The organism is Streptomyces sp. NPDC028419 (assembly GCF_055565515.1).
Window position 1 is genome coordinate 452,831 of the sequence record NZ_JBVHUE010000001.1, and the last position, 26,348, is coordinate 479,178.

Consider the following 26,348-nt stretch of genomic DNA (forward strand, 5'->3'; position numbering starts at 1 on the left):
GCGGCCGCGAGCAACGGCAGGTGATCAACGCGCTTAGCGCAGGCCTGTGGAGGCTGTGGTCGTGGTTACGGCCGCGCGAGCGCGTCCAACAGCGCCCGCGTCTCCCGGGCGTCGTCCGCGAGCCCAAGCCGCTCGTGGACGGCCAGCGCGTCCTCAAGACAGGCGCGCGCCTGCCGTGGCCTGCCGAGCCCGGTGTGCACCGTCCCGAGCGTGCGCAGGAGCGTGGCCTCCAATGCCGCGCTGGTGCGTTTGGCGAGCGGCAGCACCGCCTCGGCGGCTTCGGCGGCGAGCAGCCAGCGGCCTGCCTCGGCGTGGATGCGGGCCACCAGATCTCCTGCCGCCGCCTCGAACACCGTCACCTGAAGGGCCGCGAACTCCTCCCGGGCGCGTACCGCGTGGACCAGAGCCGCCTCCGGATCGCCGCAAAGCCGCAGTACCCGGGCCAGGTAGTAGCGTCCGGTCGTGGCCGACACCGGGCCCGACCCGTCCATCAGGCGGGCGCAGCGCTCGGCCGCGGCCCTGCCTTCCTCCACGCGTCCTGTCTGGGCGCAGCAGAACGCGAACTCCCCCAGGGCGCTGCCCTCCGCACGCTCCGCTCCCACCCGGCGGAAGAGCTCGGCCGCACTGCCCGCGTACGCGGCGGCCTCGGCGTACCGGCCGCGGATGCGGAGGTTGCTGCCCAGGGCGAGCAGTGCCTTGGCCCGTACTCGTACGACCGGACCGTCCTCGACGTCCTCGCACAGGGCGACCGCCCGGCCGATCTCCCGCTCAGACTCTTCGTACCGGTTGACGTGCCACAGCATGATGCCGCGTACATGGCGGGCGAGGGCCTCGGAGCCGTTGTCACCCCGGGCCGCCGCCTGGTGGGCGATGCGCTCGGCCAGGTCGGCGATGGTCGCTGTCTGCCCCCGCTCGAACAGCACGGACCCCATCTTGTCGGCGAGTTCGGCGGCGCGGTCCAGGGGCAGCGCCGGATCGGCGCAGCTCAGAAGGATGGCCGCGGCGTGGATGCCGGCCTGCGCGCGCATCCAGCTCACCGCCTGGGCCGAATCGGCCACGGGGCGGCCGGGGGAGGAGACCCATGCGTCGAGAAGACTCTGCTCGACGGGGTCGACGGAGCGGGCGGCGAGGTCGGCGTTGCGCGCGGTGGCCAGGCAGAAGTCGACCAGCCGGTTGGCGGCCGCCGTGTGCTCCTCGGCGGGTTCCTCGGCGGCCAGCCGGTCGCGGGCGTAGTCGCGCACCAGGTCGTGGAAGCCGTAACGCTCGAACTGCGGGGAGTGCAGCAGGTTCAGATCGACGAGTGCTTCGAGAAGCTCGTCGGCGTCCGCTTCGGACCGCCCGAGCAGCGCCGCGGCGCAGGGCAGCGAGATGTCCGGGGCATCGGGTAGGGCCATCAGCCGGAAGGCGCGGGCGAGGTCCGGGCCGAGACGGTTGTAGGAGAGGGCGAAGGTCGCCTCCACCGTGCGACTCCCGTCGTCCAGTTCGGTCAGCCGACGCTGGTCGCGCAGCCCCTCGGAGAGTGCCGGCAGGGTGAGTGCGGGGTCAGCGGTGAGCCGGGAGGCGACGATCCTGATGGCGAGTGGCAGCAGCCCGCAGGCCACCACGATCTCCTCGGCGAGGCCGGGCTCGGCGGCCACCCGCTCGGCTCCCGCGATCCGGGTGAACAGTTCCAGCGCCTCGTCCCGGGAGAGGGTCTCCAGACGCATTTGGTGGGCCCCGGAGAGACCGGTGAGGCGGGTGCGGCTGGTGATGAGAACGGCGCAGCCGGAGGAGCCCGGGAGCAGGGGTTTCACCTGGTCCGGCCCGACGGCGTTGTCAAGCAGGACGAGCACCCTGCGGCCCGCGAGCGCCGAGCGGTACAGGGCGGAACGTTCCCCCAGGTCCAACGGGATCTCGGCCGCGGCGACCCCCAGCGCGCCCAGGAATCCGGCGAGTGCCCGGCCGGGGTCCAGGGGAGTCCGGTCGGCGCCGCGCAGGTCCGCGAAGAGCTGACCGTCCGGGAACCGCTCGTGGACCCGGCGGGCCACGTGTACCGCCAGCGTCGTCTTGCCGATGCCGCCCATGCCATCCAGCGCGGAGACGACCACCGCCCGTCCGACTCCGCCCACGAGGCGGTCCACCAGCATCTCGACGGTGGACTCCCGGCCGGTGAAGTCCGTCAGACCGGCGGGGAGCTGGTGCGGTGCCTGCCAGACGGGGGACTCCGCGCGGGCGGCGGAGAGGGGCAGGAGGGCGGGGTCCTCGCGCAGGATGCGCAGGTGCAGCGCAGCGGGCCCGTCAGCGCGCCGCGCGCCGCTCACCGGCCCGGGCCCGCCGCTGCGACGGGTGCCGGTGCCGGGGTCGTGCCGGGAGCCGTGGCCAGCGCCGGGCCCGGCCCCGCCGCCGGTGGACGACCCTGCCCGGGCGTCGCCCTCGGGCCCGTCCGGCGGCAGCGTCCTGCGGGCCTCCTCGTACACCGCGAGGGCCTCGGCCTTGCGCCCCCCCTGGTACAGGGCCCGCATGAGGACAGCGGTGAGCCGGGACCGCCCCGGGTGCTCCAGCGCGAGCGAGGCGGCCTCCGCCGTCAGGTCCGTGCGGTCGCCCAGCTCCACGTCCATCTCCAGCTGGAGCTCCTTGGCGCGGAGCCACTGCTCCAGCAGCCGGGCCCGTACCGATTCCGCATGGGGCCCGGCGAGGCCGGCCAGCGGCTCCCCGTCCCACAGCCGGTGCCCCCGCAGCAGCACCTCCCGTACCCCGTCGGCCGGAGCACCCTGGTCGCGCAGCCGCTCGGCCTCGGCGAGCAGATGCTCCCAGACCACGACATCGACCTCGGCGTCCGGCGCCGCGAGTGCGTAGCCGTCGCCCACGCGGACCAGCAGCCCTCCGGCACGCTCCGCTCCGGCACACGCCTTGAAGGCGGCCCGCAGCCGGGACACGTGCAGTTGTACGGCCTTGCGCGGCTCGGAGGGCGGGGTGCCGCCCCACACCCCGTCCACGAGGACCGCCGTGGCGACCGTACGCCCCGAGGCCGTCAGCAGCGCGGCCAGTACGGCCCGCTGCTGGGGCCGGCCCAGATCGACCTCGGCATCCCCGTACCAGGCCCGTAACGGTCCGAGCAGGCTGAATCGCAGTGCGGATTCCCCCATGGTGCTTCCCCCCGTCCTCGTGGTCCGCGCCCCCGTCCGCCGCGTACTCCCGTGGACCCCGCGGGATCCCCATCCCGCGGGCTCTGCCGTCTGTGGACGGCGGTACGGCGTGGCGCGCGGGAGTTGGCGCTCCCCCATCACCTATCGTCTTGCGCAAATTGTGCACTGAGCTCATGGATGCGGGGGGCGGCATGGGTATGGGGCTCGAATTCTGTGTGCTCGGTCCACTGCGCGCCTGGCGTGACGGCCGCGAGATCGACCTCGGGCGCCCGCAGCAGCGCGCCGTGCTCGCCGCGCTCCTGCTCGCCCCCGGTCAACTCGTCCCCCTCGGGCAACTGATCGACGGCCTCTGGAGCGAGGACGACTCACGGTGGCCGAAGAACCCCGTGGGCCAGCTCAGCACCCACACCCACCGGCTGCGCCGGGCCATGGCCGCGCCCGGGGACCCGGGCGGTGCGGTGCTGGTCGCCGAATCGGGCGGCTACCGGCTGAACGTGGACCGGCGCTCCGTCGATCTCTTCCACTACGACGCCGCGGTGCTGGAGTCCGCCCGGCTGCGCCATGACGATCCGGTAAGGGCCCGCGCACTGCTCCGTGAGGCCCTCGGGCGGTGGCGCGGGCCGGCGCTCGACGGGGTGCCCGGCGTACTTGCCGAGCGTGCCCGCCACCGGCTCGCGTCGGGCCGGTACGCGGTTACGAAGACGCTGCTCGACATCGAACTCACCCTGGGACGACACACGGGGCTGCTGCCCGAACTCGGCGCCCTGGCCGAGCAGAACCCGCACGACGAGGAGGTGCAGCGGTTGTACGTGCTGGCCCTGCACCGCAGCGGGCGGACGACCGAGGCGCTCGCGGCCTTCGACGCGCTACGGGAGCGGCTCGACCGGGAACTGGGGCTGGGACCGGCCCCCACGATGATGGAGCTGCACACCCGCATCCGGCACGGCGACCCCGGCCTGACCGCACCCACGGCCCCGGCGCGGCGGCGCCGCCCGACACGACCCTGCCAGCTGCCGCCGGACATTCCGGACTGGGTGGGCCGGGGTGCCGAGTTGAGGGAGGCCGAAGGACTGCTGAGGCAGTCGGGCAGCTCCCCGGTACTGGCCCTGTCGGGCCCCCGGGGCAGCGGTACCTCGGCGTTCGCCGTGCACCTGGCCCACGCCGTCCAGGACGGCTATCCGGATGGCCAGTTGTACGTCGGCGCGGACGGTCTGCGGAAGGGGGAGGCGGCCGGGCCGGCCGGGCCACACGCCGTACTGGCCGCATTCCTGCGGGCACTGGGCGAATGTCCGGCCGAAGCCGCCGACACCGAGGAACTATCCCGGTGTTTCCGGGCCACCCTGGCCGGGCGGCGCGTGCTGGTGCTGCTGGACGGGGTGGCCCGCCCGGAGGCGCTGCTGCCGGCCACCCCCGGCAGCGCGGCCGTGGTGATCGGGGCGGCCCCAGACGCCCTGCCCGCAGGCGCGGCGCACATCCGCGTCGGCCCCTTGGAGCCGGACGACGCGCACGAACTGCTCGCACGGGTCGCGGGCGTGGACAGGGTCCGGGAGGAGCCGGGGCCGGTCGGTGAACTGGCCGCGCTCTGCGGGTACCTGCCCCTGCACCTGCGCGCGGCGGCGACCCGGCTCGCGGCCCGCCCGCAGTGGTCGGTGGCGGGGCTGGTGGCACGGACGGGCCGCCTGCAGCCCGCGCGCGGACCGGCCCTGGCCCGTCAGTAGGCGTCCGAGGACAGCACGTAGACCATGGTCCGGTTGGCGGCGGCCTGCGGGCACGACTCGTCGGTGTAGTAGACGCCGAACCCGACGCCCCCCGTCACCGTGAGGCAGGCATTCGCGTACGCACCCTTGAACCGGTTGAGGGTGTAGCAGACCTGCCGCCCGTCACGTCCGTACACGACCAGGTTCCCGTCGGACTGCATGACCGCCTTCTCGCCGCAGCCTACGGTGTTGCTCGCCCACTTGGCCGTCGTCCTGCCGGGCTCGTTGAACCACCGGTAGAGGACCAGGTTGCCGTCGTCCTGCATGATCAGCCGAGAGTCGCCGGCGTCGATGTGCCAGCCCTTGTACAGCGGTTCGTCGTTCCAGATGGTGTGGGTCACCGGGTCGTACGCGGCCCGCGCGCTGCCCGCGCCCACCACCGTCCCGGCGAGCGCCACCAGCCCCGCCGCCAGGACGCCGGCCGTCCGCCGCGCCGCCCTCGCCCCTGCCTTCGGTGCCGCCGCCACTGCTGCTGTCATCCCCGTGAGCCTTCCTCGTGCTTGGGCCGGCGCCGTGTGCGGCGGCCTGCACGGTGACCGTGACGCGAGCCGGTAGACAAACGCTGAACGAGGGCGCCCGGGAGCGGTGCCTACGAATTCCAGTCGACCACCCTGAGGGCACCGAGGGAGTTGCGGATGATCGTGGCGAGCGGCTGGACCCTGATGAGCTTCTGCCCCCCGGTGTTCATATCGCCGTTCACGGTTCCGACGCCCTTGTCGCCGTACAGGACGGCTCCTCCGCTGTCGCCGTACGTCGAGTTCAGGCCGCTGACCAGGATTTGGCCGTAGGTGGTCGTGCCGTCAGGGTTGGTGGTGCTCCACCCGGAGCCCACGTACGTGCCGCAGCTCCAGCCGGACTCCCAGCCGGAGGCGCAGGTGTAGAGACCGGTCCTCATCTGGGCGTCCGGGTTGTCGATGTAGCCGTTGTAGAGGTTGTATCTCCACTGAGAGGTCCTCACCGCCCTTCCCGAGGGGGCCCAGTCGCGCGGATTGTCGACCTTGATCAGCGCGTAGTCCGCCACGGGGTAGTGCCGTTCGGACACGGTGCCGATGAGCTCCCTGCCCTGCCCGTCCCTGGTCCCGTTGCTCCGCCGGAGCGGCGTTCCCACGCCCCAGCAGTGACCGGCCGTTGTCAGATAGACGTCTTCACCCCTCTGGAGCATGAACCCGGCCGAACAGTTCATGCCGCCCGGGTCATTGAGGCCGTCGCCGCCGACCAGACTGGTCTGCCGGACGGAGGTCCCACGGTGGGTGGTCACGGTGACCTTCCCGCGGTCCTCCGTGGTCACACCAGCCTCGCGCAGCAGCGTCTCGCCGTTCACGGACTCCGGGATCTCCAGCTTGACGCGGTCGGTACGCTCGTCGACCCCCCAGGAGCTGTCCCTCGGCATCCGCCCCTCGCGGGACGCGGCATCCAGCCGCCCATGGACCTCCTTGAGCGCCGCGGTGGTGTACTCGGCGCGGTGCGGGATGACCCCTGCGGCCTTCGCCGCGCTCTCCCCCGCCTCGTCGACGACGTTCGCGTGGACCTCGCCGCGCATCACGTCGAGCCAGACACCGGCCGCCGTCGCCCCCTGGCTGTGGGTGAACGACGTGCCGGTGTCCACCAGCGCGCCCTGGGCGTCGAGCCGCCGCGCCACCTCCCGCTCCGGCATGCCGAGCGGGCCGGCCAGCGCACGCGCGGCGGTCTGCGGGGTGGAAGGGGCCGGTAACCCTAGGCTGCCCTGAGCGGAGCTCGGCGTCGCACCGGGCGCCAGGGCGAGCCCGGCGAGCAGGGCCGTTACCGCGCTGCTGAGGAGGATCTTCCTGCGAACCTTCATGATTGTCTCCTTGTCGTCGTCTCAGGCGAGGATGTTCATCCGCGAGGACATCAGGCGGTACTGGCCGGAGGCGTAGTCGTAGGAGACGTAGCCCGTCCAGTACGCGCCCACCAGCGAGTCGGCGAGCGCCCGGGTGAAGGTGTACGAGGTGCCGTTCGAGGCCCACTGCCAGGCGCCCGGGACGTAGTTGTCCACGCCGCACTCCTGCGGGTCGCAGCCGTACAGCCCGACCCAGTCGTACTTGCCTACCGGGTTGCCGCCGTAGTCCCAGCCGATCGTGACGATCTGGGTCTCCTTCACGTGGACGGCGGCGGCCCAGGTGCCCGGCACGGACCGGGCGACGGCCCCGGCGGAGGCGGCCGCCACCGGAGCCGCCGAGGCGGCCTGGACCGGCAGCACGCACAGCAGCGCGAGGGCCGCTGCCGCTGTTCTGATCAGCACGGCCACGCCTCAGTTGATGTGGTCGTGGCTGGACGAGACGATGCGGTACTGGCCCGAGGAGTAGTCGTAGGAGATGTAGGCGGTCCAGTAGTCTCCGCTGACCGCCGGGACCCCGGTCACGTACGAGGTGCCGTTCCCGTAGGCCCACTGCCAGTCGACGTAGTTGTTGAGGCCGATGACGCCGGGGTCCTGCTTGTAGAGGCCGACCCAGTCGTACTTGCCGACGTTGAAGGGCGGGATCCAGTTGATCTGGACGTAGCCGCCGTTCTTGATCGCCGAGGTCGAGGGCGTGTCCGCGGCCTGGACCGGGCTCTGCGCCTGCTGCACGCCGGCCGGGACCGCCGCCGACGCGGTGGTCGAGCCCGTGAGCGGCAGCACGACGGCCGTCACCAGGGCCGCGGCGGTTGCGACACGGGTGTGGAAGGGAACGCGGGACATTTGAGGTCCTCCTGGATCGCCTGCCGGCGCCCCAACCGGGGGGCGCCGGTGTCCGTGACCGGACGGGAACCACGGTCGCGGACACCGGCAGACGAGAGATCAACACTCAGGCGGGCGCGGTGTGTTGGACCCCGGCTGACGCCGAAGTAGACGGCCGATGGACACCGGCACCTTGATGGCCCGCCCCCCGAACGGCCCGTTTCGCCTTCTCTGCGGCGAGAAGGTCGGCGAGCTGCTGCGTGAGGCCGGCATCGACCACCACCCGGCCGACGAAGGGGAGCACCTCGGGCGACTCGTCGCGCTCCTTCCGGTGTCCGCCACGCCATGGCCCGGAGGGCATGTCAGCCCCGAAAGGTCTAGACAACGAAGAAGGCCCAGGTCGCTGACCTGGGCCTTCTTGCAAGAGCGGATGACGGGAATCGAACCCGCGCTATAAGCTTGGGAATCCCCGTTCTGACAGCCGCGATCATGCTGCTGACCTGCATGTTCGAGGTTCCTGGTGACCCTCGAAGGGGATCGTCGCTGACCGCTGTTGACCGTGATTTTCCGCGCCATGTGGTGCGCAAGTGGTGCAGCCGCGATGCCCGTCTAATCCCCGCGCGTACGGGGAGCGGGTTCCGCAAAACGTTTTGCGGACCGAGCCCCCGGGGCCATCCCCGCGTGTGCGGGGAGCAGCCGATATGGCATCTTATCCGGGGTCACCCTCTCCAACTGGGGTTCGGTGCGCGGGGGTTATCGCGAGCCCTGCCACCTGGAGGTCGCAGTTCCGCAACAGGCCCGCGCCTCCAGCACCCTCGGCGGTACGGTCGCCTCTTCAACCACCTGGGGGTCCCATGCGCCTGCGTACCGTTCCCGTTGCCCTGCTCCTCCTCGCTTCCGTTGTCGCCTGCGACGCGAAGCCGGACCCCGCTCCTCCCCGTGGCGGGAGCGGAGTTCCCGCCCCTGCCACCTCCGCGCCCGCGGCCCCGCAGGCCCTCGGGCTCGGTACCCCGGCGGAGACCGTTGGCGCCGGCGGCACCGGACGTCTCCAGCTGACGCCCACGACAGTCGCCTACCTGCCCGCAGGTTCCACGTCGGAGAAGCCGCAGGCGGAGTCGTTCGCCTTCGTCACGGTGAAGGTCCAGCCGATGACCGCGGTGGCCGCCGGGCAGGCCGCGCCGATCAGCGGTGGCGGCTGGAGCTGGATCGCCTCCGACGGGCAGGCCATCAAGCAGGGCAACGGCGCCGCGTTCAACGTGGTGGCCGAGAGCTACAACGCGGGAGGGTCGGTCCAGCCTGGCAGCTTCGTGTGGGACGGCCAGGTCTTCGACCTCAAGACCGTGCAGGCCGGCGGGACGCTCGTGTACGTAGACGGCGCCGGAACCGCCTACCGCTGGACGATGCCGAAGGCGGACGCCGGTCCGCAGGTCGAGCAGGTCAAGAAGGAGCTTGCTCCCTGACATGGCATCTTATCGAGGCTGCACCCGAGGGTTCTATCGGCGCGAGGCGCGCCGATTGGCTCCCGGCCTTGGCTTAGGTGTGGGACTGATACAGCCCCGACCCGAGATGGCCGGGGCTGGCGCTGATTAGCTGTTCCCGCTCAGCAGGAGCAGCGAGTCTGCGATCTCGCCCATTCGGAGCACCACCACATCCGCACCAGCGTCGGCCAGCGAGGTCTCCTTGTGGGGCTTGTTCGCGAACCCGATGCTCCTGGCTCCAGCGGCCTGTGCTGCCTCGACGTCCGTCAGGGAATCGCCGATGAGCACGGTGAGGTTGGGGGCCACCCCGAAGGCCGAAGCGGCGGTTAGCAGGGGGTGGGGTGACGGCTTCATCAAGTCGGGCTGGAGCACGGGGCGCCCAATGATCTCGTCGACAACTCCCATGACTCTGTGCAGGGTCAGGTACTCCCGAACGCACTCGGCGGAGTTATTGCTGACGACCGCGACATGCCGGCCTGTATCGCCTGCTGCGCGGAGGGCTTGGACAGAGCCGTCAGTAGGGGCGCCGGAGACCTTCACCGCCCGGATCTCTGCCGCCGTTAGCGCCGCTTCCACTGCCGCGAGAACGGTCGGGCCCCCCTGCTGTGCAAGACGGTGAACCTCCATGGGGTCATCCGTGGCCCTCGCAAGGATCTCCAAGGCTGGTGCCAGCGTCGCGAGCAGGTCGGCCAGCTCATCAGCGATGCCTGGCGCGGGGACGCCTCGGAACACGTCGCAGATGGGTCCGTCGAAGTCGAAGAGGACGGCCTTCGAGGCGCTGAGTACAGCGTTCAGCGTGTCAGCTTGCGTCGGCATCGGCGTCCCTCCCGATCGTCTCCCACACGCTGTCGAACCACATGCGGGCCTGCTCTACTTGCTGCGCTCCGCTGGACGCGTCGCCTTCGTTGAGCGAGTGGTGGAAGAGGATCGTGTCCTTGCCAACAAGGTCGTAGATCTCGATGGCGTCGCCTTGGGCCACTACCTTGTTCGGGCGGATCGGGTAGTACCCGAAGAACGCGTCCTCGTTGTTGATCACGTACAGCTTGAAGAACTGCGTTCCGCTGTGGACGCGAACGTGGACGCTGCTCTCTTGGACGAGGCCGAGATGGCTCAGCTCGCTTATGGCGTCGGAGATGCTCCGCGTGTAGCCGACCATGATGTCGTGCATGCGGGCCCGAAGCCGCGGGTCGTCACCGCAGTCCTCCCGCCGCACGGGAGCCGCCTGGGGCACCGCCATGTCGGGGACGAGGATGCGGATTCGAATGCTCGACGGGGTCAGGCGGCCGACACGGATCTTGTCGAGCGGCTCTTGCAGCGCTCCATGCAACGTCTCGCTGGAGAACCCCGCGAAGTCGATCGTCACGTTCCGAGAGGCGAAAGCCTGCTCGACGTAGGGGCGTAGGCCTGCTGGCCGCTCTGTGCGGTTCCTGACGAACACGCCGCTGCCCTTCCGGGACACGACCAGGCCCTCGTCTTCCAAGTCACGCAGGGCCCGCTGAATCGTGGCACGGGCGAAGCCGTAGTGGTCGGTCAGCATCTTGTGCGAGGGGAGCCGCTCGCCGGGAGCCAGCTTCCTCGTGCGGATTGCCGCGCCAAGGCTGCGCGCGACCTGCTCGTACGGCGGCCGATCGTCGTCCGGGTCCAAGGGCTCAGGCGCAAAGGTCATGCCTCGATGCTACGACCAACCTGACTATTTGGGCAGCCTGGCTATCCATCTCTTGACGTGACTAGCCAGGCTGGCTACGTTGTTCCTGTGCCCACCGGGCTAGCCAAGTTGGTCAGGCTGGAACGGGGACCTGCGCCTATCGGTGCTGGTCAGGGTGCGGAGGCCTAGCGGCCGAGGGCGCCGGAATCCCTTGTCAACCGGACGGCAGGTCTCTGCCTACCCCCAGGAGCGCGCTCCTGGAAAGAGACGACCAATGCACTTCATCAGCCCTCTCCGCCCTAGAGGTGGAGGCCGGTTGCCTCCTCCGCCCGTCCGGTGCTTCGGCGCTGTACGGGCGGAGTTGAGGGGAGCCGGGGCCGGTTCGTCCGGCCGGTTTCACGTCACCTTCGACTGCTCTCGTCTGGAGTCCTCGTGCACGCTGCAACGTTCGCCGCTGTCTTCGCTGCCCTGTACGTCGCTCACAGCGTGGGTGACCACTGGGTGCAGTCCTCCTGCCAGGCCGCCGACAAGGGCAAGCCCGGCTGGACGGGCCGTCTGGCCGACACCCGCCACGTGGCGGGCCTGACCGTCACCAAGCTGGTGGTCCTGCTGCCGGTCGCGTTACTGCTCGACCTGCACCTCACCGCGGCTGGCCTGGTGGCCGGTCTGGGCGTGGACGCGGTCACCCACTGGTGGGCGGACCGCCGCACCACGCTCGCGTGGCTGGCCAAGGTCACCGGCAAGGCCGAGTTCTACAGCCTCGGCACCCCGGGGCACCCGGTGCACCCGGTCACCTCCGCCGGCACTCCGGCGGCGCACCTGGGGACCGGCGCCTACGCCCTGGACCAGTCCTTCCACCACGTGTGGCTGCTGGTCGCGGCCCTGATCATCGCCACCGTCTGACCCTGTCTCTCATCTGCGAGGAGATCCGATATGTGGGCAAGCCTGATAGCCGTGTTCGGGACGTTACTGGGGTCCGCGACGTCGTTCGTACTCCAGCAGCGCACCGTCCGTGTGGAGCGGGCCGAGGCCCGGTCGCACGAGGTGCGCCGGGAGCGGCTGGCCGCTGTAACCGCTCTGGTGGCGGCGCTGGCGGATCACCGCCGTGCGATGTGGCTGCGTGAGGATCTGCGGTTGGCCGGTGCCGGGGACGCCTACGAGGCGGCCCGCGCCGACAGCCACACCACCCGCTCGGCGCTGACCGCGCCGCTGGTGACCTTGGAGCTGCTGGCTCCCGAACTCGCGGAGCAGGCCAAGGCCGCCGCCACCGCCGTCTACGCCCTGCGCGGCGCTCCCGACCACGCGGCGCTGACCGCGTTGCGGTCCTTCGCGATCGAGGCGGCCGACGGCCTTGTGCGCCAGGCCGCCCGCACCTGACTTTCCGCTTCACCCCTGAACCTGTGCAGCCCCCGGCGCTGGAACGCCGGGGGCTGCTGAGTCCCGTTCCTCTCTCGAAGGAGCAAGACCCATGAAGCCCATCGTTGCACTTCACGACGTTGTTACCCCGTGGTCGGACGGACTGGAGCCGTCGGATGCGGAGCTGGACGCGATCGAGTGGGAGCTGCCGCTGATCCTGGCGGACGTCGAACTCCTGGACGCGGAGATCATGGTGCTGGACCGGGCGCCGTCCGAGCTGGACGAGCGCCGGATCCGCCGGGCCCGCCGCAAGGTCCTCGCCATCCGGCGACAGCTGACCAACCAGGCCATCACGCACGTGCCTGGCGGCGCGGCGTGAACCGCAACGCCAAGGTGGCCCTTGTCCTGGCGCTGGTGGTCGTGGTCGCGATGGCGTTCCGGGTCTCCTGGAACGCCCTGCGTGACATCGCGAAGGCAATCGGTGCCGACGCGGTCGCGGCGACTCTCTATCCGTTCGTGGTCGACGGCCTCATGGCCCTCGCCCTCGTCGCGGCCCTGGTCCTGACCAACGAAGCCCGCAAGTTCGCCTTGCGGGTCCTCGCCGGATACACCCTCGCCTCTCTGGTCCTGAACTACGTCCACGGCCTGCTGCCCGAACTCCACGGTGAGTCGATCGGCTGGAGTCGACTGGCGGACGGGAACCTGACGAACTGGGCGCTCGTGCTGCTCGCGACGTCGCTTCCGGTCGGGTCGATCTACTTCGGGTCCGATCTCGTCGCCAAGGTTCTCCATCACCGGCCCCCGATCGAGCCGACCCCCATCGAATCGGTGCAGATCGATGTAAATCGGTCTACCTCTGACCGGGGCGAACCCCTGGTCGAGGACGTCGACCCGATCGCCGCGCTGGAGCCGGGGCCGGTCGAGGCAGTCGACCCGGTGCCCGATCCGGTCGAGGCCCAACCGCTGGTCGCCGCTGCCGACGCACCGCGTCAGCGTCGGGCGACCGGTCGGGTCCCCGACGCCGCCCGATCGACCCGCCCGGTCCGCAGCCCGGAAGAACTCCTCTCCGAGGCACGCAGCATCACCGAGGCGTGGCCAGTCGAGGAGCTGACCGGTGAGGCCCTGCGCAAGGCGCTGCGGACGTCCCCGGCCAAGGCCCGGGTCCTGCGCGAAACCCTGCGCGCCGAACGGCAGAACAACACGGCCCCGGCGATCGCCTGATGGCCCTGCACGGCATGCGCACCCCCTGTGACCTTCCTCAAGGAGATCCGCAATGACCAGCCTCACCGTGTGGCCCACCGGCGTCCTCGCCCGCTACCTCACCAAGGCCGCCGAGATCCTCTCCGACCCCGAAGCCACCGTCGACGTCCGCAAGAACCGCAGCTACGGCGACAGCTGGGACTGCCGGGGCTGCGGCCGCGGATCCAGCAGCGGCGACACCGACGCCGTCCATCGGGGCGCGCAGGAACACGCCGAGACCTGCCGCGCGGTCCCGCGCCCCTACTACCTGACCGGCAAGGAGCGCTCCGGTGAATAACCTCCCCGAACCCGCCCGGGTCGTGCAGCTCCCGGACGGGACCTACGTCTACGCCGACACCGCCCCGGTACCGGCCGCGTTGCAGGGGGCGCAGGTCATCCACCAGCACATCCACCAGGCCCCGCCGGACCGCACCGTCCAGCGCATCGCCCTCGGCTCTGGGGTCGGCGCCGGGGCGATGGCGGCCGGGGTGTACTTCGGCCCGCTGCTGGTAGGCGTCCTTACCGCGATCGCCGCGAACATCGCGCTCCTCGCCTTCCTCGCGCTGATCCTCGCGTGGGGTGTCCACACCGTCGTGAAGTCCATCGGCGGGGACGCCGGCACCGCGGCCGTGCAGAACGTACGCAAGGTCCGCCGCCGCCGCTGACCGCGAACTTTCCTCCCGAACGGAGCCTGACATGGCCTTCAAGGCAGGTGACAGGGTGCTGATCATTTCCTGTGCGGATGACCCCCGCGCAACGGGCAGGACAGGGCGGATCGTGGACGAGCTGCCGCCCGGGCCGCTGACGGACGGCCGGTGGACGGTCAACCGGATCAGTCCGCTGATCGCCCCGGTCCTTTGCCACACGCACGAACTGCGGGCCGCCTGACAGCTGCCTGTCCGCCCCCGGGGGAGGTCGTCTCCGGGGGCGGGCGGGGAGCCGGACAGACCGGCCCCGGAAGTGGAGATTCGAGATGACCGCGGACGTCAACGTCTACACCCCCTTTGGGCGCCACCGGCTCTACCGCTACCAGGCCGTCTGCTCCTCGTGCGGGTTCAAGGGCTTCACCACCGAATCCCGCACGGTCGCGGAGGCAGAGAAGCGGCGCCACAAGTGCCCGACCCCGCGTCGCCAGAACTGCTGCCAGCACCACTGCTGCCACCACTGAGCCCCTGACAGCTGCCCGATCCACCCACCCCGCGCCGGGTGGGTGGTGAGGGGAGCCGGACAGACCGGTCTCCGGAAGGAGTCCCGTGATGGCGAAGGACCCGAAGTTCACCGCTGGTGAGACCACCAAGCTCGCCTGGTACATCGCCCGGATGGCCAAGCGCGGCATCGCCGGAGAGAACGTCTACCAGGGCGACTTGGAAAAGAAGATCGACCGGATCATCGACGGCGCCCGCGACCGCGAAGAGCAGGCCGCCGCTGACCGCAAGAACGGCAAGTAGCTGTGCCCCCGGAGCGGCCGTCCCGGCCAAGGAAACCGCGCCGCTCCGGGGTCCTACCCCACCCCCGCTGTGCAGCGAGAGCAGGAGTCCCCCAGCATGACCGACAACGTCGTCCCCTTGTTCAAAGACCCCCTGACCGCGGCCGGAACCATCCCCGTGGCTGCCCCCGCCCCGGCCGCTCCCGCCGTCCCGGCGGGGCCGGTGCGGGTGTGGAAGCGCACCGCCCGCGGCGTGCGTGCGGCGGTCACGAGCGAGCAGACCCGCACCGCCGCGCGGCTCGTCGCCCGCCACGGCATGTACGTCATCGGGGGCACCCGCATCACCGCCAAGCGGACCTGGGACGGGCGGACCGCCTCCCGCTACGAGCGGATGCTGCGCGCCGCCGAAGCGGGCGGGAACTTCGAGGAGGCCAAGGAGTGGGAAGACCGGCTGCAGCGCTTCCGCAGCGGCCGCCACCAGCGCCGCATGGACCTGCTCCGCTCCGCCCCCGACCTCGCCAAAAGCACCCTGTACGGCACCGGCCTCACCGTCGGGAGCCTGCTCGCCCTGGGGATCGTGCTGGCCGTCGCCAACAAGGACATCACCTGGGTGATCGGGCCCATCACGGCCGTGATCGACCTGATCCGGTGGATCGTCGTGGTCGCCACCGTCGTGTGGGGGCCCGCGCTGATGGCGGGGCCGTGGCTGGCGTTACTGGCCCTGTGGGGAGTCGGCAAGCGTCAGCAGACCGCACCCCAGTGGGCGCTCCCCGCCCAGCAGCGCGACGACGCCGGGGCACCGATCACCCCCTCGATCGTCGTCACCGCACTGCGCGACCTCGGTATCGCTCCGTTGCGGCGCGCGATCAAGGAGATGGGGGATGCCGGCGCGGCGATGCTCGGCCCGATCCGGATCGCCGGATGCGGCGTCGAGGTCGACGTTACTCTCCCCTCCGGCGTCTCGACCGCCGAGGTCCAGGGGCGGCGCCGCAAGCTCGCCGAGAACCTCGCCCGCCACGAGCACGAAGTGTTCATCACCCTGCCGACGGCCGCCCGCACGGTCCGGCTGTGGATCGCCGACTCCGGCGCCCTCGACCAGCCGATCGGCCCCTCCCCGCTCGTCACCGACGAGACGATGACCGCGAACTACCGGACCGGCAAAGCCCCCTGGGGCCAGGACTTGCGCGGCGACGCGGCGACGCTGAGCCTCTACCAGCGCCACCTGCTCATCACGGGATTGTCGAACCAGGGCAAGACCGCCGCCCTGCGCGCGCTCGCCCTGTGGCTGGCCCTCGACAAGTCGGTCGAGTTCCGGATCGCCGACCTCAAGGGCGTTGGCGACTGGGCCATGTTCGACGGCCTCGCCACCACCCTCATTCAGGGCCCCACCGACGACCACGTCATCGCCGCGACCGAGATGGTCGAAGGCATGGTCGCCGAGATGGAACGCCGGATCCAGGCCCCGCCCGGCACCGTCTTCGACCCGCTTGTCGGCATCGTGGATGAAGCGCAGGTCGCATTCATGTGCCCGGCCGTCGGCACAGACAAGCGCCCGTACGGCGGGTCGAAGGCAACCTCCCGGTACTTCATGGCCGTCCGGAAGATCCACAACCAGGGCCGGGCTGTGGACGTGATCCTCGAAGAGGGCACGCAGGACCCCACCGACCAGAACCTCCCCAAGCTCGTCCGGGAGGGGGCACACACGCGTGTCTCTCTCGCCCTGGGTACTGAGTCTCAGGCTCGCATGGCGCTGGGCGACAAGGCCGTTGACGGCGGCGCGGCCCCGCACCTGCTCCGCCAGGGCCTCGACAAGGGCACCGTCGTCGTCGCATCCGACGGCATCACGATCCCCGCCGGGCAGGCCTCCATCACCGTCCGCACCCACTACATCGACACCGAGCAGGCCGCCGAGATCGCCGAGCGGGCCAAGGCCCTGCGCGGCGGTGTGACCACCGCGCGCACCACGGCCCCGGGCCCGGCCCTCGACCCGCTCGGGGACATCCTGACCGTCCTTGGCACCGAGACGCGCGTCCTGACTCAGGACGTCCTCAAGCGGCTCGCCGCGCTGAACAAGCAGGCTTACGGCAGCTGGTCGTTCCTGGACCTCAAGCGCGTCCTGGACGGCACCGGGGCTGAGCCGTACAAGTCCGACGGCCGGATGGTCATCGGTCGCGAGCGCGTCGCCCGCGTCCTCGCCAACCACCCCGATGCGGGTTCCGCTTCCGCCGCCGAGTAGAGGGAGCCGACCCCCGCATGGTCAGGGAGGCAGGGAGAACTCCCTGACCCCCTCCCTGACCCGCCTCCCTGGCCCTGAGCTGCACAAATGATCTGCCAGGGAGGCAGGGAGGCACCGCAGGTCAGCCCCCGAAAACCCCCTCCACACGCACCCCGACAGGGGGTGTCCCTGCCTCCCTGCCCGCTCCGCGGCAGGGATTCCGCTTCACCAGCCCGGACATGCCGAGAGCGGTCCCCACTCACGCCAATGACTGGGACCGCCCTCGTCCAGAACCCACAAGAACTGGAGAGACAAGCATGACTCACACCACCCACTTCCGGCGAGACCACGACCGTCCGGCCTTACTCGATCTGTTCTCCTGCGCCGGCGGCGCGGCCATGGGCTACCACCGAGCCGGATTCGCCGTGACCGGCGTCGACATCCTCCCCCGCCCGAACTACCCCTTCTCCTTCATCCAGGGCGACGCTCTTAGGGTCCTGGCAGATCTGATCGCCTCAGGCGAGATCCGCCGGTTCACGGCGGCCCACGCGTCCCCGCCGTGCCAGGGCAAGTGCGCCTTGACCGTGGGCACCAACCAGGCCATGGGCTGGGGCGGCATCCACACCGACCTTGTCGCCCCCACCCGCGAACTCCTCGACGCGTCCGGGCTGCCGTACGTGATCGAGCAGCCCGACGGCAAGGCCGATGTCCGCAAGGACATCACCCTGTGCGGCGAACAGTTCGGCCTCGGCGTCCTGCGTCACCGGAACTTCGAACTCGGCGGCTGGAGCGCCGAGCAGCCGCAACACCGACCGCACCGCGGCCGGGTACGCGGCTGGCGGCACGGCGAGTACCACGACGGCCCGTACGTCGCCGCGTACGGCAAGGGCGGTGGTAAGGCCACCGTCGCGGAGATGCAGGCGGCCATGGGCATCGACTGGACCGATGTCCGCGAAGAACTCACCGAGGCCATCCCCCCGGCCTACAGCGAATGGCTCGGATGCGCGTTCCTCGCCCACACCCTGACCGGGGCGGTGGCCGCATGAGGACCACGACCGGGCACCTGCGGACCGCGCTCTGGCTCGCCGAGATCGGACTGCCCGTACTGCCGCTGCGAGAGGGCAAGCTCCCCGTCGGGAACTGCCCGTCCTGCGCCGGCTCGGCATGCGGCGACCGCCCGCACATGCTGGCCGCCGGGCCCTGCCAGTGCCCCGCTCCCTGCCACGCCTGGGCCGCCGCCACCACCGATCCCGACGTCCTCACCTCCCCGGCATGGGCCCGGGCCTGGCAGCAGGCCGGCGCCGTCGCCTACCACCCTGGCGGGGCCCGCCTCACCGTCGTGGACCTCGACAACGCCGACGCCATCGCCTGGGCCCGCCAGTCCCTCCCCGCCACCAAGGCCGTGCCCACGACACGTGGGGAGCACTGGATCTACCGCGGCGCTATGCAGTCCTCGAACGGCGTGCGGCCCGGCGTGGACATCAAGTCGTCCTTGACCTACGCCCGCTGGTACGGGCCCGGCACCGGGCAGATCACCGCCCTGCCGGACCTCGTGCGCGCGCTCACCGTCAAGGAGCCCGCCCCGGTCCGGCCCGCCGCGCGCGTCGGCGCGGTGCTGCCGGTGGCCGTCGACAGGGTGTGCCGGCACCGCTCGCCCGTCTACCTCGAACGCGGCATCGCCATGGCGGAGCAGCGCATCAAAGAGGCGTCCGACGGCATCCACCGGGCCGTGTACCGGGTCTTCCTCGTGGTCCTGTCCAGGCACGGCCGGTGTGGCTGCCTTACCGAGGCGCACATCGGCAAGCTGTTCACCGCCGCGCACGCCAAGGGCGAGTCCCTGCGGCACTGCGAGGACGCCTGGTTCAACGCCCGCACCGCATTGGGGTTGTAGCCATGCCCGAGGACGAGAAGAACCCGGCCCGGCAGATCATCACCGACTACGCGCAGCAGCATTTCCGGTACTTCCGCACTACCGAAGGCACCGTCTACGCGCAGAAGAACGGGCACCCCGTCGCCCGCCCCATCCGCTCCCAGGGCACGACCGGGAGCCACCGTCAGGAACTCATGGTCGGCCTCTTCCACGACGGCCACGGCGTGTTCAACGGAACCGCCCTCAAGGAGGCGTTGGACTTGATCGAAGCACTCGCACTCAGCCAGGACGTGCAGGCCACCCACATCCGGGTCGCCCCGGGATTCGACGGCGCGACCTGGCTCGACCTTGGCCGTGACGACGGCCAGTCGGTCCGCATCCACCCCACCGGCTGGGACATCCGCGTCCCCGATCCGCGCGAAGTGTGCTGGCGCCGCACCCAGCTCACCGGCGAACTGCCCCTGCCAGCCCAGGACACCAACGGCAAAGGCATCGACGCTCTGCTGCGGCTGTGCAACTTCGCCAACGCCGAGAGCGAGTGCCTGGCCATCGCCTGGTTGATCGGCTGCCTGGAACCCGTCGTCCCCGTCCCCGCCCCGTTCCTCACCGGCCCCCAGGGCGCCGGGAAGTCCACCGCCGGGCGGATGCTGGTGCGGATCATCGAGGGCATGACCGGTGACCTGCGCCGCGCACCGAAGGACGAGGAGAACCTGATCACGGCCGTCGCCGCCGGATGGGTCACCGCCCTGGACAACCTCTCCCACCTGCCCCCGGACCTCTCCGACCTCATGTGCTGCATCGTCACCGGTGCCGAGAGCATCAAGCGTGCCCTGTTCACCGACGGGGACGTCGTCCGCTCCCGCTACCGTCGCCCCCTGCTGCTGACTGGGATCGACGTCGGTGTGATCCGCCCCGACCTCGCCGAACGCCTTCTCCCGCTGCGCCTGGTCCGCCCCCAGGTGCGGCGCACGGAAGCGGAGCTGTGGGCGGAGTACGCCCCGGCACTGCCCGTCATCCTCGGCTCCCTCCTCGACCTCACCGTCAAGGTCCGCGCCACCCAGGCCAACATCCCCTCCGACCTGCGCATGGCCGACTTCGCCCACCTGTGCGCCCAGCTGGACGCGGCGACCGGACTCAGCTCGCTGACCGCCTACCGGGCCAGCCTCGACGACCTCAACGACGACGTCATTGAAGGCGACCTCCTCGCCCAGACCGTCCTCAAGCACGCCGCCACCCTCGACCCCGGCGCGGAAGCACAGATGACGTCCACCGAGTGGCTGCACCTCCTCACCCAGCTCTATACCGGCGATGACTTCCGCCCGCTGCCCAAGGGCTGGCCCACGACGGGCAAGGTCTTCTCCGACCGCCTCAAGCGGCTCCAGCCCACCTTGGCCGCCCGCGGTGTCCTGGTCGACTGGGGCCGCACCAAGACGGCCCGCTACATCGAGATGCTCCGCCCGGCCGGGCCGTCGCCCGCCGAGCAGCAGGCCGCGTTCTAACCCGCGCCGACGGGGACGGTCCCGGCACAAGCAAGAGGAGCACCCACCCCCGGGAGCGCGTGCTCCTCTTGCTGTTCCGGCGGCTCGCCGCCGCTGCACAAGTCGCGCCGCGCAGCGGCTCGCTCTTCGCGTTCCAAGGCGCACCCCACCACCACAGAAACTCTCTCTCTTTTTCCTAAGAGAAGAGACGCTGCGTCACCCGCGACACCACCGACCCCCAAAGGGCCCACCACCTGCGCAGACACCGGTGACGCGGACAGCCAAAGCTGCGTCATCACGCGACACCCACGTCACCGCTCTCCGTCACCCGGTGACGCCGGTGACGTAGAGCGGTGACACACAACCGCATCCTGAGTCACCCAAAACCGCAGGTCAGTGCGCCCAATGACGCGCATGACGGCGGTGACGCAGAAATCAGGACCTCGGGCACACCGCCGCCCACGACCGAGTGAGCGACGGACATCAACCAGCGGGCCGCAGGCCCATTTCCCGACCGGGAGACACGCGTGAGCAGCACCCGAGCGCGGCACCTGTTGGCCGCACCGAGAACACAGGCGGCGCTCTTGGAGGAGCGCTTTCTGAACGTGAAGGAAGCCGCGGAACACCTGGGGATGCCGGACGAGCGGTTCGTGCGCCGCCTGATCGCCGAACGCCGCATCACCTACAGCAAGTTTGGGACGCACGTCCGAATCGCCGCGAGCGTGCTGGAGGAGTACATGCGCCGGAGCGAAGTGCCGGCAGTGCCTGCCCGTCGGCGGATTCGGAGGGCCGCCTGATGACAGCGAAGCGTCCCAAGAAGGGCAAGGGCAAGCGCCGGTTCGGGGCCGTCCGCCAGTACCGGTCCGGCTTCTGGACCGCCTCCTACCTCGACCCCACCGGGGTGCGGAGGAGGTCCCCCAACACCTACGAGACTGAGGCTGACGCCGAGGTCTGGCTCTCCCAGGTGGAGGCCGACCTGACCCGGGGGAACTGGAGGGATCCGGACGCCGGGGCGGTCAACTTCGGGGAATACGCCGCCAAGTGGGTGGGGGAGCGAGGAGTCGCTGACACCACCGAGGAGCTGTACAAGCGCCTGCTTCGGCTGCACATCGAACCGACCTTCGGTGGCTGGGACCTCGACGAGATCACTCCGCCCCGCGTTCGGGAGTGGCGGACGGAGCGTCTGGAAACGACCAAGGCACCGACCACGGTCGCCAAGTCGTACCGGCTGCTCAAAGCGATCCTGGAGACGGCGGTCGACGACGAACTGATCCGCCGGAACCCGTGCCGGATCAGGGGCGCGGGCAAGGAGGTCGCCCCGGAACGGGAAGTCGCGACGGTGGCGCAGGTGGATGCGCTGGCCGAAGCGATCGGGATCCGGTGGCGGCTGATGGTCTTCCTGGGCGCCTACGGACCGATGCGTCCCGAGGAGCAGGCCGAACTCCGGCGGAAAGACGTCGACCTCGACGCCATGACCATTCGGGTGCGGCGGGCCGCGCCGGAGCTGAACACAGGGCGGCGGGCCGAAGGTCCCACGAAGAGCGAGGCAGGCAAGCGGGTCGTCGTACTGCCCGAATTCCTGCGGGAAGAGCTGCGGCGGCACCTTGCGTGGTACGCGGAGAAGGGGCCGGAGGGTCTGCTCTTCGTGGGGGAGAAGGGGGCGCCGTTCCGGCGTACGACGTTCGGTCGAAAGTGGGCCAAGGCCCGGGTAAAAGTGGGTCTGCCCAAGTCGTTCCGGCCGTACGACCTTCGTCACACCGGGCACACCCTGTCGACGCGGTCCGGGGCCACGCTCAAGGACACGATGGTCCGCGCGGGCCAGTCCTCGGAGAAAGCGGCGCTGATCTACCAGCACTCGGATCATGAGCGGCAAAAGGAAGTCGCCGGGGGCCTCGACGGAATGGTGCGGGCCGCCAGGGAGAAGGCCGCCGAGCAGGCCGGAAAAGAGTCAAGTGGTGCGCAAGTGGTGCGGGACTCCTGAAAGGGTCTAGACAACGAAGAAGGCCCAGGTCGCTGACCTGGGCCTTCTTGGAAGAGCGGATGACGGGAATCGAACCCGCGCTATAAGCTTGGGAAGCTCATGTTCTACCATTAAACTACATCCGCGCAGCGGGCCAATTACTTGGTGCCGCATCGTTGCACACTGTACCCCATGATCCCTTGTCGGTGAATTCGGCCCGGTGGGGTTGGGGCGCGTCGGGGGTACCGGCGGCTGTGGGGGCGGGAGTTGGGGCGTACCTTAGGGGTGCGGAGCGGCGACTGGAGTGGGTCTTGTTCATCCCCTAATGTGGCGATTCGTCGCAGCACGGCTCGTTGGGGAAAGGGACTCGATGGAGCACACCGTCGTCCGTTGTGCCGAAGGGCATGTATTCAGCACCGCTACGTTCCCGATGCAGCATCTCGGGGCCGGCCGGATCGGTCCGGGGCGGCTCATCCGGTGTCCGCGGTGCGCGCGACTGCGGCACGCGGTGCCCGTCGGTTCGCCGAAGCGGTAGCGGGAGCGGTAGGAGCGGACGGACGCGCGCGGGCGCACTCGATTGGGGGTGGCCCGCGCGCTCTGCGTATCCTCGGGACGTGCTTCTCTCCGACAAAGACATCCGTGCCGAGATCGACAGCGGACGGGTTCGCATCGACCCGTTCGAGGATTCGATGGTGCAGCCCTCCAGCATCGACGTGCGGCTCGACCGGTACTTCCGGGTGTTCGAGAACCACCGTTATGCGCACATCGACCCCGCCACCGAGCAGCCGGACCTGACCCGGATGGTCGAGCCCGACGGCGACGAGGCGTTCATCCTCCACCCGGGCGAGTTCGTGCTCGCCTCGACCTACGAGGTCATCTCGCTCCCCGATGACATCGCCTCCAGGTTGGAGGGGAAGTCCAGCCTGGGCCGCCTGGGGCTGGTGACGCATTCGACCGCCGGCTTCATCGACCCCGGGTTCTCCGGGCACGTCACGCTGGAGCTGTCGAACCTCGCGACCCTACCCATCAAGCTCTGGCCGGGCATGAAGATCGGGCAGCTGTGCATGTTCCGGCTCAGCTCGCCCGCCGAGTTCCCGTACGGCAGCGAGCGCTACGGCTCGCGCTACCAGGGGCAGCGCGGCCCGACGGCGTCACGGTCCTTCCAGAACTTCCACCGCACCCAGGTGAGGCACCAGGCATGAGCGAAGTACGCGAGAACCTCGACTACGAGCGGTTCGGCCGCGCCGTCCGCGAGCTGGCGCAGACCATCGCCGACGACGGTTACGAGCCGGACGTCATCCTCAGCATCGCGCGCGGCGGTGTCTTCGTGGCGGGCGGCCTGGCGTACGCGCTGGACTGCAAGAACATCCACCTCGTGAACGTCGAGTTCTACACCGGCGTCGGCACCACGCTGGAAATGCCCGTCATGCTGGCGCCCGTGCCCGAGGCGATCGACTTCACCAACAAGAAGGTGCTGATCACCGACGACGTCGCCGACACCGGCAAGACGCTCAAGCTGGTGCACGACTTCTGCCTCGACCACGTCGCCGAGGTCCGCTCCGCGGTCATCTACGAGAAGTCGCACTCGCTCGTGAAGTGCGAGTACGTGTGGAAGAAGACCGACGAGTGGATCAACTTCCCCTGGTCGGTCGAACCGCCCGTCGTGAAGCGTGAGGGCCAGGTCCTCGACGCCTAGAGATGACAGGAGGGGCCCGTACGCGGTGCGTACGGGCCCCTCCTGCGCGTGCTGCGGGTGCCGGGCGGTCTAGATGGTGCCCAGCTTGATGATCGAGAGCAGGGCGATCAGCTGGATCGCGGACGCGCCGAGCGCCTTCGGCCACGGCAGGTCGTGGGACTTGCTGATCATCGAGGTGAAGAGGGCTCCGGCGATCACCCAGGTGGCCCAGCCGAGCACCTGCACGAGGACGTTGTCGCCGCCCAGGAACAGGGCGAACAGCAGGCGCGGGGCGTCCGTGACGGACATGACCAGCATCGACAGGCCGATCGTCGGCTGCCACCCGCCGTCGCCGCCGAGCTGGCGGGCCAGGGTGTGCGTGACCGCGCCCAGGATCAGGCCGCAGATGACGAAGGCCACGGCCGAGGTGAGGACGATCGGGACGGCATTGGCCAGCGTCGCGTTGATGACGTCCTTGCGGGCCTTGTCGAAGCCGAAGACCGCGAGCAGGCCGTACAGGAAGGTCACGATCAGCGCCGGACCCCAGACGGGGTAGTCCCGCATCTGGAGGAAGGTCGGGCCGGGCCGCATGACGATGCCCCGCAGCAGGTCCTTCCACCCCAGTCGCGGACCGGTCGGCCCGAGGGGGGCCTGGGCCGCGCCCGCGTGGTAGGTCCCGCCCTGGTTGTACGGGTCCTCGCCGATGGCGAAGGCCTGCGTGTACCCGGGGTTGTCCGCGTACGAGCCCCCGCCCTGACCGCCGTGACCACCCTGGTCGCCGTAGCCGTCGTACCCCTGGCCGCCCGCGTACGGAGGCCCGCCCGGGGCGCCCGAGCGGGGGTCGAAGTACTCCGGCTCGCCGTGGCCCCCGGGCGACGGCTGCGGCCACTGCTGCTGTGGCGGCGGTCCTGCCGGGGGATGCGGCTGCCGACCGTACGGCGGCTGTTGCTGCTGCCCGTACGGCTGTTGTTGCTGCGGGGGTTGTTGCGGAGCGCGGTTGTTGTCCCGGCCGCGTCCGATCCTGAATCCTGCCACGTGACCGAACGTACCTGGTCCGGCGACCGGCGGTGTGCGGGCGGCCGGAACCGGGGGCCTTTGCGGCTGACCTGTGACATCCCCTAGGGGAACCCCGGGGGGCTGGCCCCAGGCCCGGTTTACACGGCTGCGTCGCACTCTGTGGGTGTTCGTTACCTTGTCTACCGGATACGCACATATGTCCCCCGTAGCTTCGGATGGAGCCCGACGTCCGAAGTCCACGAGGAAGAGCCGACCCATGCGCAGCACCCGCCGAAGCCCCCGTCGCACCACCCTCCGCGCCGCCGCCGTCACCGCCGGGGCGGTCGCCGTCCTGGCCCTGCCGGTGGGCGCGGCCTTCGCCGACTCCCCGACCGCCCCGGACGCGGAGGTCCTGCCCGGCGTCGAGCAGCCGGTCACCGACCCGACCCCGGACAAGCCGGTCACGCCGACCCCGGACAAGAAGACCGACGAGAAGACCGACAAGAACGCTGACAAGAACGCCGACAAGAACGCCGACAAGGGCAAGCCGCGCGCGTTCGTGACCACGGTCAAGCTCGCCGACGGCTCGGTCGCCAAGGTCTACAAGATCGGCGACCAGCACTTCGAGGCCGACGTCTTCGCCGGGTCCACCAAGCTGGACACGCTGGTCAGCAAGGACGGCGAGCCCGCCTACGGCCAGCACAACGGCATGCACGTCGCCCTCCAGCCGAACGGCACCGTGACCTCCTGGATCGAGGGCCAGGACGAGAAGCGGGACGAGAAGCGGGACGAGAAGAAGGACGAGAAGAAGGAGGTCCGCAAGGAGACCTCCGTCCGGCTCACGATGCCCGACGGGCGGATCGCGAAGCTGATCGACGGTCCGAACGGCAAGCGCGTGGAGCTGTTCACGGCGAACGGGAACTTCCTCGGCTCCATCGACCTCAAGAACCCCAGCGAGGTCAAGGACGGCTGGACCTACAAGCTGGTCCGGGACGGCCACCGCGTGAAGTTCGTCGTCATCGACGGCAAGAACGGCGGCAGCAGCTGGGTCTACGACTTCGGCGGCAAGCTCATCGAGAAGTACACCGCGGAGCAGAAGCAGCAGAAGCAGCAGAAGCCCCCGGTCACCTCCGACCGGGTCGTGCCCAAGGGCGGCGTGAAGGCGGGCGCCGAGGGCGTCGCCTCGCAGGCCGACGCGGGCGGCCCGGCCCTGGTCGCCGCGGGCGGTGGCATGGCCGCCATCGGCGCCGCGGGCCTCGGCTTCGCGATGTTCCGCCGCAACCGCGCCGACCGGCAGGGCTGAGCCCGCCCGCGCCGGGCGCACACACGGCGGGGGGGGGGGGGGGGGGGGGGGGGGGGGGGGGGGGGGGGGGGGGGGGGGGGGGGGGGGGGGGGGGGGGGGGGTGGGTGGGGGTGGGGGGGGGGGGGGGGTTTGTGGGAAGGGGATAGTG

General features: G+C 70.5%; 28 protein-coding genes and 1 tRNA gene. 20 read left to right on the forward strand and 9 right to left on the reverse strand.

Annotation, left to right across the window (positions count from 1 at the left end):
- Positions 1–65 precede the first annotated feature (65 nt).
- Entirely contained in the window at positions 66–3,125 is a 3,060-nt protein-coding gene (locus ACZ4UB_RS02170; protein ID WP_468067668.1) for an AfsR/SARP family transcriptional regulator, read from the reverse strand.
- Positions 3,126–3,316: 191 nt separating this feature from the next.
- Between ACZ4UB_RS02170 and ACZ4UB_RS02175 the strand changes: the two genes are divergently transcribed.
- Positions 3,317–4,843: an AfsR/SARP family transcriptional regulator gene (locus tag ACZ4UB_RS02175; RefSeq protein WP_468067670.1), complete on the forward strand. Its 1,527-nt coding sequence runs from the start codon at positions 3,317–3,319 to the stop codon at positions 4,841–4,843.
- On the opposite strand, the gene ACZ4UB_RS02180 is transcribed toward ACZ4UB_RS02175, so the two are convergent.
- From ACZ4UB_RS02180 to ACZ4UB_RS02195, 4 genes are all read right to left on the reverse strand, one after another.
- Positions 4,837–5,361 carry a hypothetical protein gene (locus ACZ4UB_RS02180; protein WP_468067671.1) on the reverse strand — a complete coding sequence of 175 codons (525 nt, stop codon included), beginning with the start codon at positions 5,359–5,361 and terminating at the stop codon, positions 4,837–4,839. The genes ACZ4UB_RS02175 and ACZ4UB_RS02180 overlap by 7 nt on opposite strands.
- Positions 5,362–5,471: 110 nt before the next feature.
- Entirely contained in the window at positions 5,472–6,701 is a 1,230-nt protein-coding gene (locus ACZ4UB_RS02185) for a S1 family peptidase (RefSeq protein ID WP_468067672.1), read from the reverse strand.
- Positions 6,702–6,722: 21 nt separating this feature from the next.
- Positions 6,723–7,142: a hypothetical protein gene (locus ACZ4UB_RS02190; RefSeq protein WP_468067673.1), complete on the reverse strand. Its 420-nt coding sequence runs from the start codon at positions 7,140–7,142 to the stop codon at positions 6,723–6,725.
- Positions 7,143–7,151: 9 nt separating this feature from the next.
- Entirely contained in the window at positions 7,152–7,580 is a 429-nt protein-coding gene (locus tag ACZ4UB_RS02195; RefSeq protein ID WP_468067674.1) for a hypothetical protein, read from the reverse strand.
- 833 nt (positions 7,581–8,413) lie between these two features.
- On the opposite strand from ACZ4UB_RS02195, the gene ACZ4UB_RS02200 reads away from it, so the two are divergent.
- Positions 8,414–9,019 carry a hypothetical protein gene (locus tag ACZ4UB_RS02200; RefSeq protein WP_468067675.1) on the forward strand — a complete coding sequence of 202 codons (606 nt, stop codon included), beginning with the start codon at positions 8,414–8,416 and terminating at the stop codon, positions 9,017–9,019.
- A gap of 126 nt (positions 9,020–9,145) precedes the next feature.
- On the opposite strand, the gene ACZ4UB_RS02205 is transcribed toward ACZ4UB_RS02200, so the two are convergent.
- On the reverse strand, positions 9,146–9,853 hold the full coding sequence (locus tag ACZ4UB_RS02205) for an HAD family hydrolase (RefSeq protein WP_468067676.1): 708 nt from the start codon (positions 9,851–9,853) through the stop codon (positions 9,146–9,148).
- Positions 9,837–10,703, reverse strand: a complete 867-nt coding sequence (locus ACZ4UB_RS02210; protein ID WP_468067677.1) for a GntR family transcriptional regulator — start codon at positions 10,701–10,703, stop codon at positions 9,837–9,839. Before ACZ4UB_RS02210 ends, ACZ4UB_RS02205 begins: the two co-directional genes overlap by 17 nt.
- A 411-nt stretch (positions 10,704–11,114) precedes the next feature.
- On the opposite strand from ACZ4UB_RS02210, the gene ACZ4UB_RS02215 reads away from it, so the two are divergent.
- The 15 genes from ACZ4UB_RS02215 to ACZ4UB_RS02285 all read left to right on the forward strand — a co-directional run bounded on the left by ACZ4UB_RS02215 (position 11,115) and on the right by ACZ4UB_RS02285 (position 22,247).
- A complete protein-coding gene (locus ACZ4UB_RS02215; protein ID WP_468067678.1) occupies positions 11,115–11,585 on the forward strand; it encodes a transcriptional regulator in 471 nt (156 codons plus the stop codon).
- 30 nt (positions 11,586–11,615) lie between these two features.
- Positions 11,616–12,059: a protein kilB gene (locus ACZ4UB_RS02220; protein ID WP_468067679.1), complete on the forward strand. Its 444-nt coding sequence runs from the start codon at positions 11,616–11,618 to the stop codon at positions 12,057–12,059.
- Between the two features lie 91 nt (positions 12,060–12,150).
- Positions 12,151–12,417, forward strand: a complete 267-nt coding sequence (locus tag ACZ4UB_RS02225; RefSeq protein WP_468067680.1) for a DUF6284 family protein — start codon at positions 12,151–12,153, stop codon at positions 12,415–12,417.
- Complete coding sequence (locus ACZ4UB_RS02230; protein ID WP_468067681.1) at positions 12,414–13,259, forward strand: DUF2637 domain-containing protein; 846 nt, start codon at positions 12,414–12,416, stop codon at positions 13,257–13,259. Before ACZ4UB_RS02225 ends, ACZ4UB_RS02230 begins: the two co-directional genes overlap by 4 nt.
- 52 nt (positions 13,260–13,311) lie before the next feature.
- Positions 13,312–13,575: a hypothetical protein gene (locus ACZ4UB_RS02235; protein WP_468067682.1), complete on the forward strand. Its 264-nt coding sequence runs from the start codon at positions 13,312–13,314 to the stop codon at positions 13,573–13,575.
- Positions 13,568–13,942: a DUF6251 family protein gene (locus ACZ4UB_RS02240; protein WP_468067684.1), complete on the forward strand. Its 375-nt coding sequence runs from the start codon at positions 13,568–13,570 to the stop codon at positions 13,940–13,942. Before ACZ4UB_RS02235 ends, ACZ4UB_RS02240 begins: the two co-directional genes overlap by 8 nt.
- A gap of 31 nt (positions 13,943–13,973) precedes the next feature.
- Positions 13,974–14,165: a hypothetical protein gene (locus ACZ4UB_RS02245; RefSeq protein WP_468067685.1), complete on the forward strand. Its 192-nt coding sequence runs from the start codon at positions 13,974–13,976 to the stop codon at positions 14,163–14,165.
- An 85-nt stretch (positions 14,166–14,250) separates the two neighbouring features.
- On the forward strand, positions 14,251–14,445 hold the full coding sequence (locus ACZ4UB_RS02250; protein ID WP_356411190.1) for a hypothetical protein: 195 nt from the start codon (positions 14,251–14,253) through the stop codon (positions 14,443–14,445).
- An 88-nt stretch (positions 14,446–14,533) separates the two neighbouring features.
- Positions 14,534–14,725, forward strand: a complete 192-nt coding sequence (locus ACZ4UB_RS02255; RefSeq protein ID WP_468067735.1) for a DUF6257 family protein — start codon at positions 14,534–14,536, stop codon at positions 14,723–14,725.
- A 96-nt stretch (positions 14,726–14,821) separates the two neighbouring features.
- Positions 14,822–16,939: an FtsK/SpoIIIE domain-containing protein gene (locus ACZ4UB_RS02260; protein WP_468067687.1), complete on the forward strand. Its 2,118-nt coding sequence runs from the start codon at positions 14,822–14,824 to the stop codon at positions 16,937–16,939.
- A 296-nt stretch (positions 16,940–17,235) separates the two neighbouring features.
- Positions 17,236–17,964, forward strand: coding sequence for a DNA methylase (locus tag ACZ4UB_RS02265; RefSeq protein ID WP_468067689.1), 729 nt, complete (start codon positions 17,236–17,238; stop codon positions 17,962–17,964).
- Positions 17,961–18,809: a bifunctional DNA primase/polymerase gene (locus ACZ4UB_RS02270; RefSeq protein WP_468067691.1), complete on the forward strand. Its 849-nt coding sequence runs from the start codon at positions 17,961–17,963 to the stop codon at positions 18,807–18,809. The genes ACZ4UB_RS02265 and ACZ4UB_RS02270 overlap by 4 nt, the downstream gene beginning before the upstream one ends.
- 2 nt (positions 18,810–18,811) lie before the next feature.
- Positions 18,812–20,287 carry an ATP-binding protein gene (locus ACZ4UB_RS02275; protein ID WP_468067692.1) on the forward strand — a complete coding sequence of 492 codons (1,476 nt, stop codon included), beginning with the start codon at positions 18,812–18,814 and terminating at the stop codon, positions 20,285–20,287.
- A gap of 506 nt (positions 20,288–20,793) precedes the next feature.
- Positions 20,794–21,063 carry a helix-turn-helix domain-containing protein gene (locus ACZ4UB_RS02280; protein WP_468067693.1) on the forward strand — a complete coding sequence of 90 codons (270 nt, stop codon included), beginning with the start codon at positions 20,794–20,796 and terminating at the stop codon, positions 21,061–21,063.
- Positions 21,063–22,247, forward strand: coding sequence for a tyrosine-type recombinase/integrase (locus ACZ4UB_RS02285; RefSeq protein WP_468067694.1), 1,185 nt, complete (start codon positions 21,063–21,065; stop codon positions 22,245–22,247). Before ACZ4UB_RS02280 ends, ACZ4UB_RS02285 begins: the two co-directional genes overlap by 1 nt.
- Before the next feature lie 54 nt (positions 22,248–22,301).
- On the opposite strand, the gene ACZ4UB_RS02290 is transcribed toward ACZ4UB_RS02285, so the two are convergent.
- Positions 22,302–22,372, reverse strand: a tRNA-Gly gene (locus tag ACZ4UB_RS02290).
- Between the two features lie 468 nt (positions 22,373–22,840).
- Between ACZ4UB_RS02290 and dcd the strand changes: the two genes are divergently transcribed.
- Entirely contained in the window at positions 22,841–23,428 is a 588-nt protein-coding gene (gene dcd, locus ACZ4UB_RS02295) for a dCTP deaminase (protein ID WP_354383400.1), read from the forward strand.
- Positions 23,425–23,922: a phosphoribosyltransferase gene (locus ACZ4UB_RS02300; RefSeq protein ID WP_354383399.1), complete on the forward strand. Its 498-nt coding sequence runs from the start codon at positions 23,425–23,427 to the stop codon at positions 23,920–23,922. The genes dcd and ACZ4UB_RS02300 overlap by 4 nt, the downstream gene beginning before the upstream one ends.
- Positions 23,923–23,991: 69 nt before the next feature.
- Here the strand turns inward: ACZ4UB_RS02300 and ACZ4UB_RS02305 are convergent, their stop codons facing one another.
- Positions 23,992–24,936 carry a Yip1 family protein gene (locus ACZ4UB_RS02305; protein WP_468067695.1) on the reverse strand — a complete coding sequence of 315 codons (945 nt, stop codon included), beginning with the start codon at positions 24,934–24,936 and terminating at the stop codon, positions 23,992–23,994.
- Positions 24,937–25,174: 238 nt separating this feature from the next.
- Here ACZ4UB_RS02305 and ACZ4UB_RS02310 point away from each other — a divergent pair, with 238 nt between their 5' ends.
- Positions 25,175–26,200, forward strand: a complete 1,026-nt coding sequence (locus tag ACZ4UB_RS02310; protein WP_468067696.1) for a hypothetical protein — start codon at positions 25,175–25,177, stop codon at positions 26,198–26,200.
- Positions 26,201–26,348: the final 148 nt, after the last annotated feature.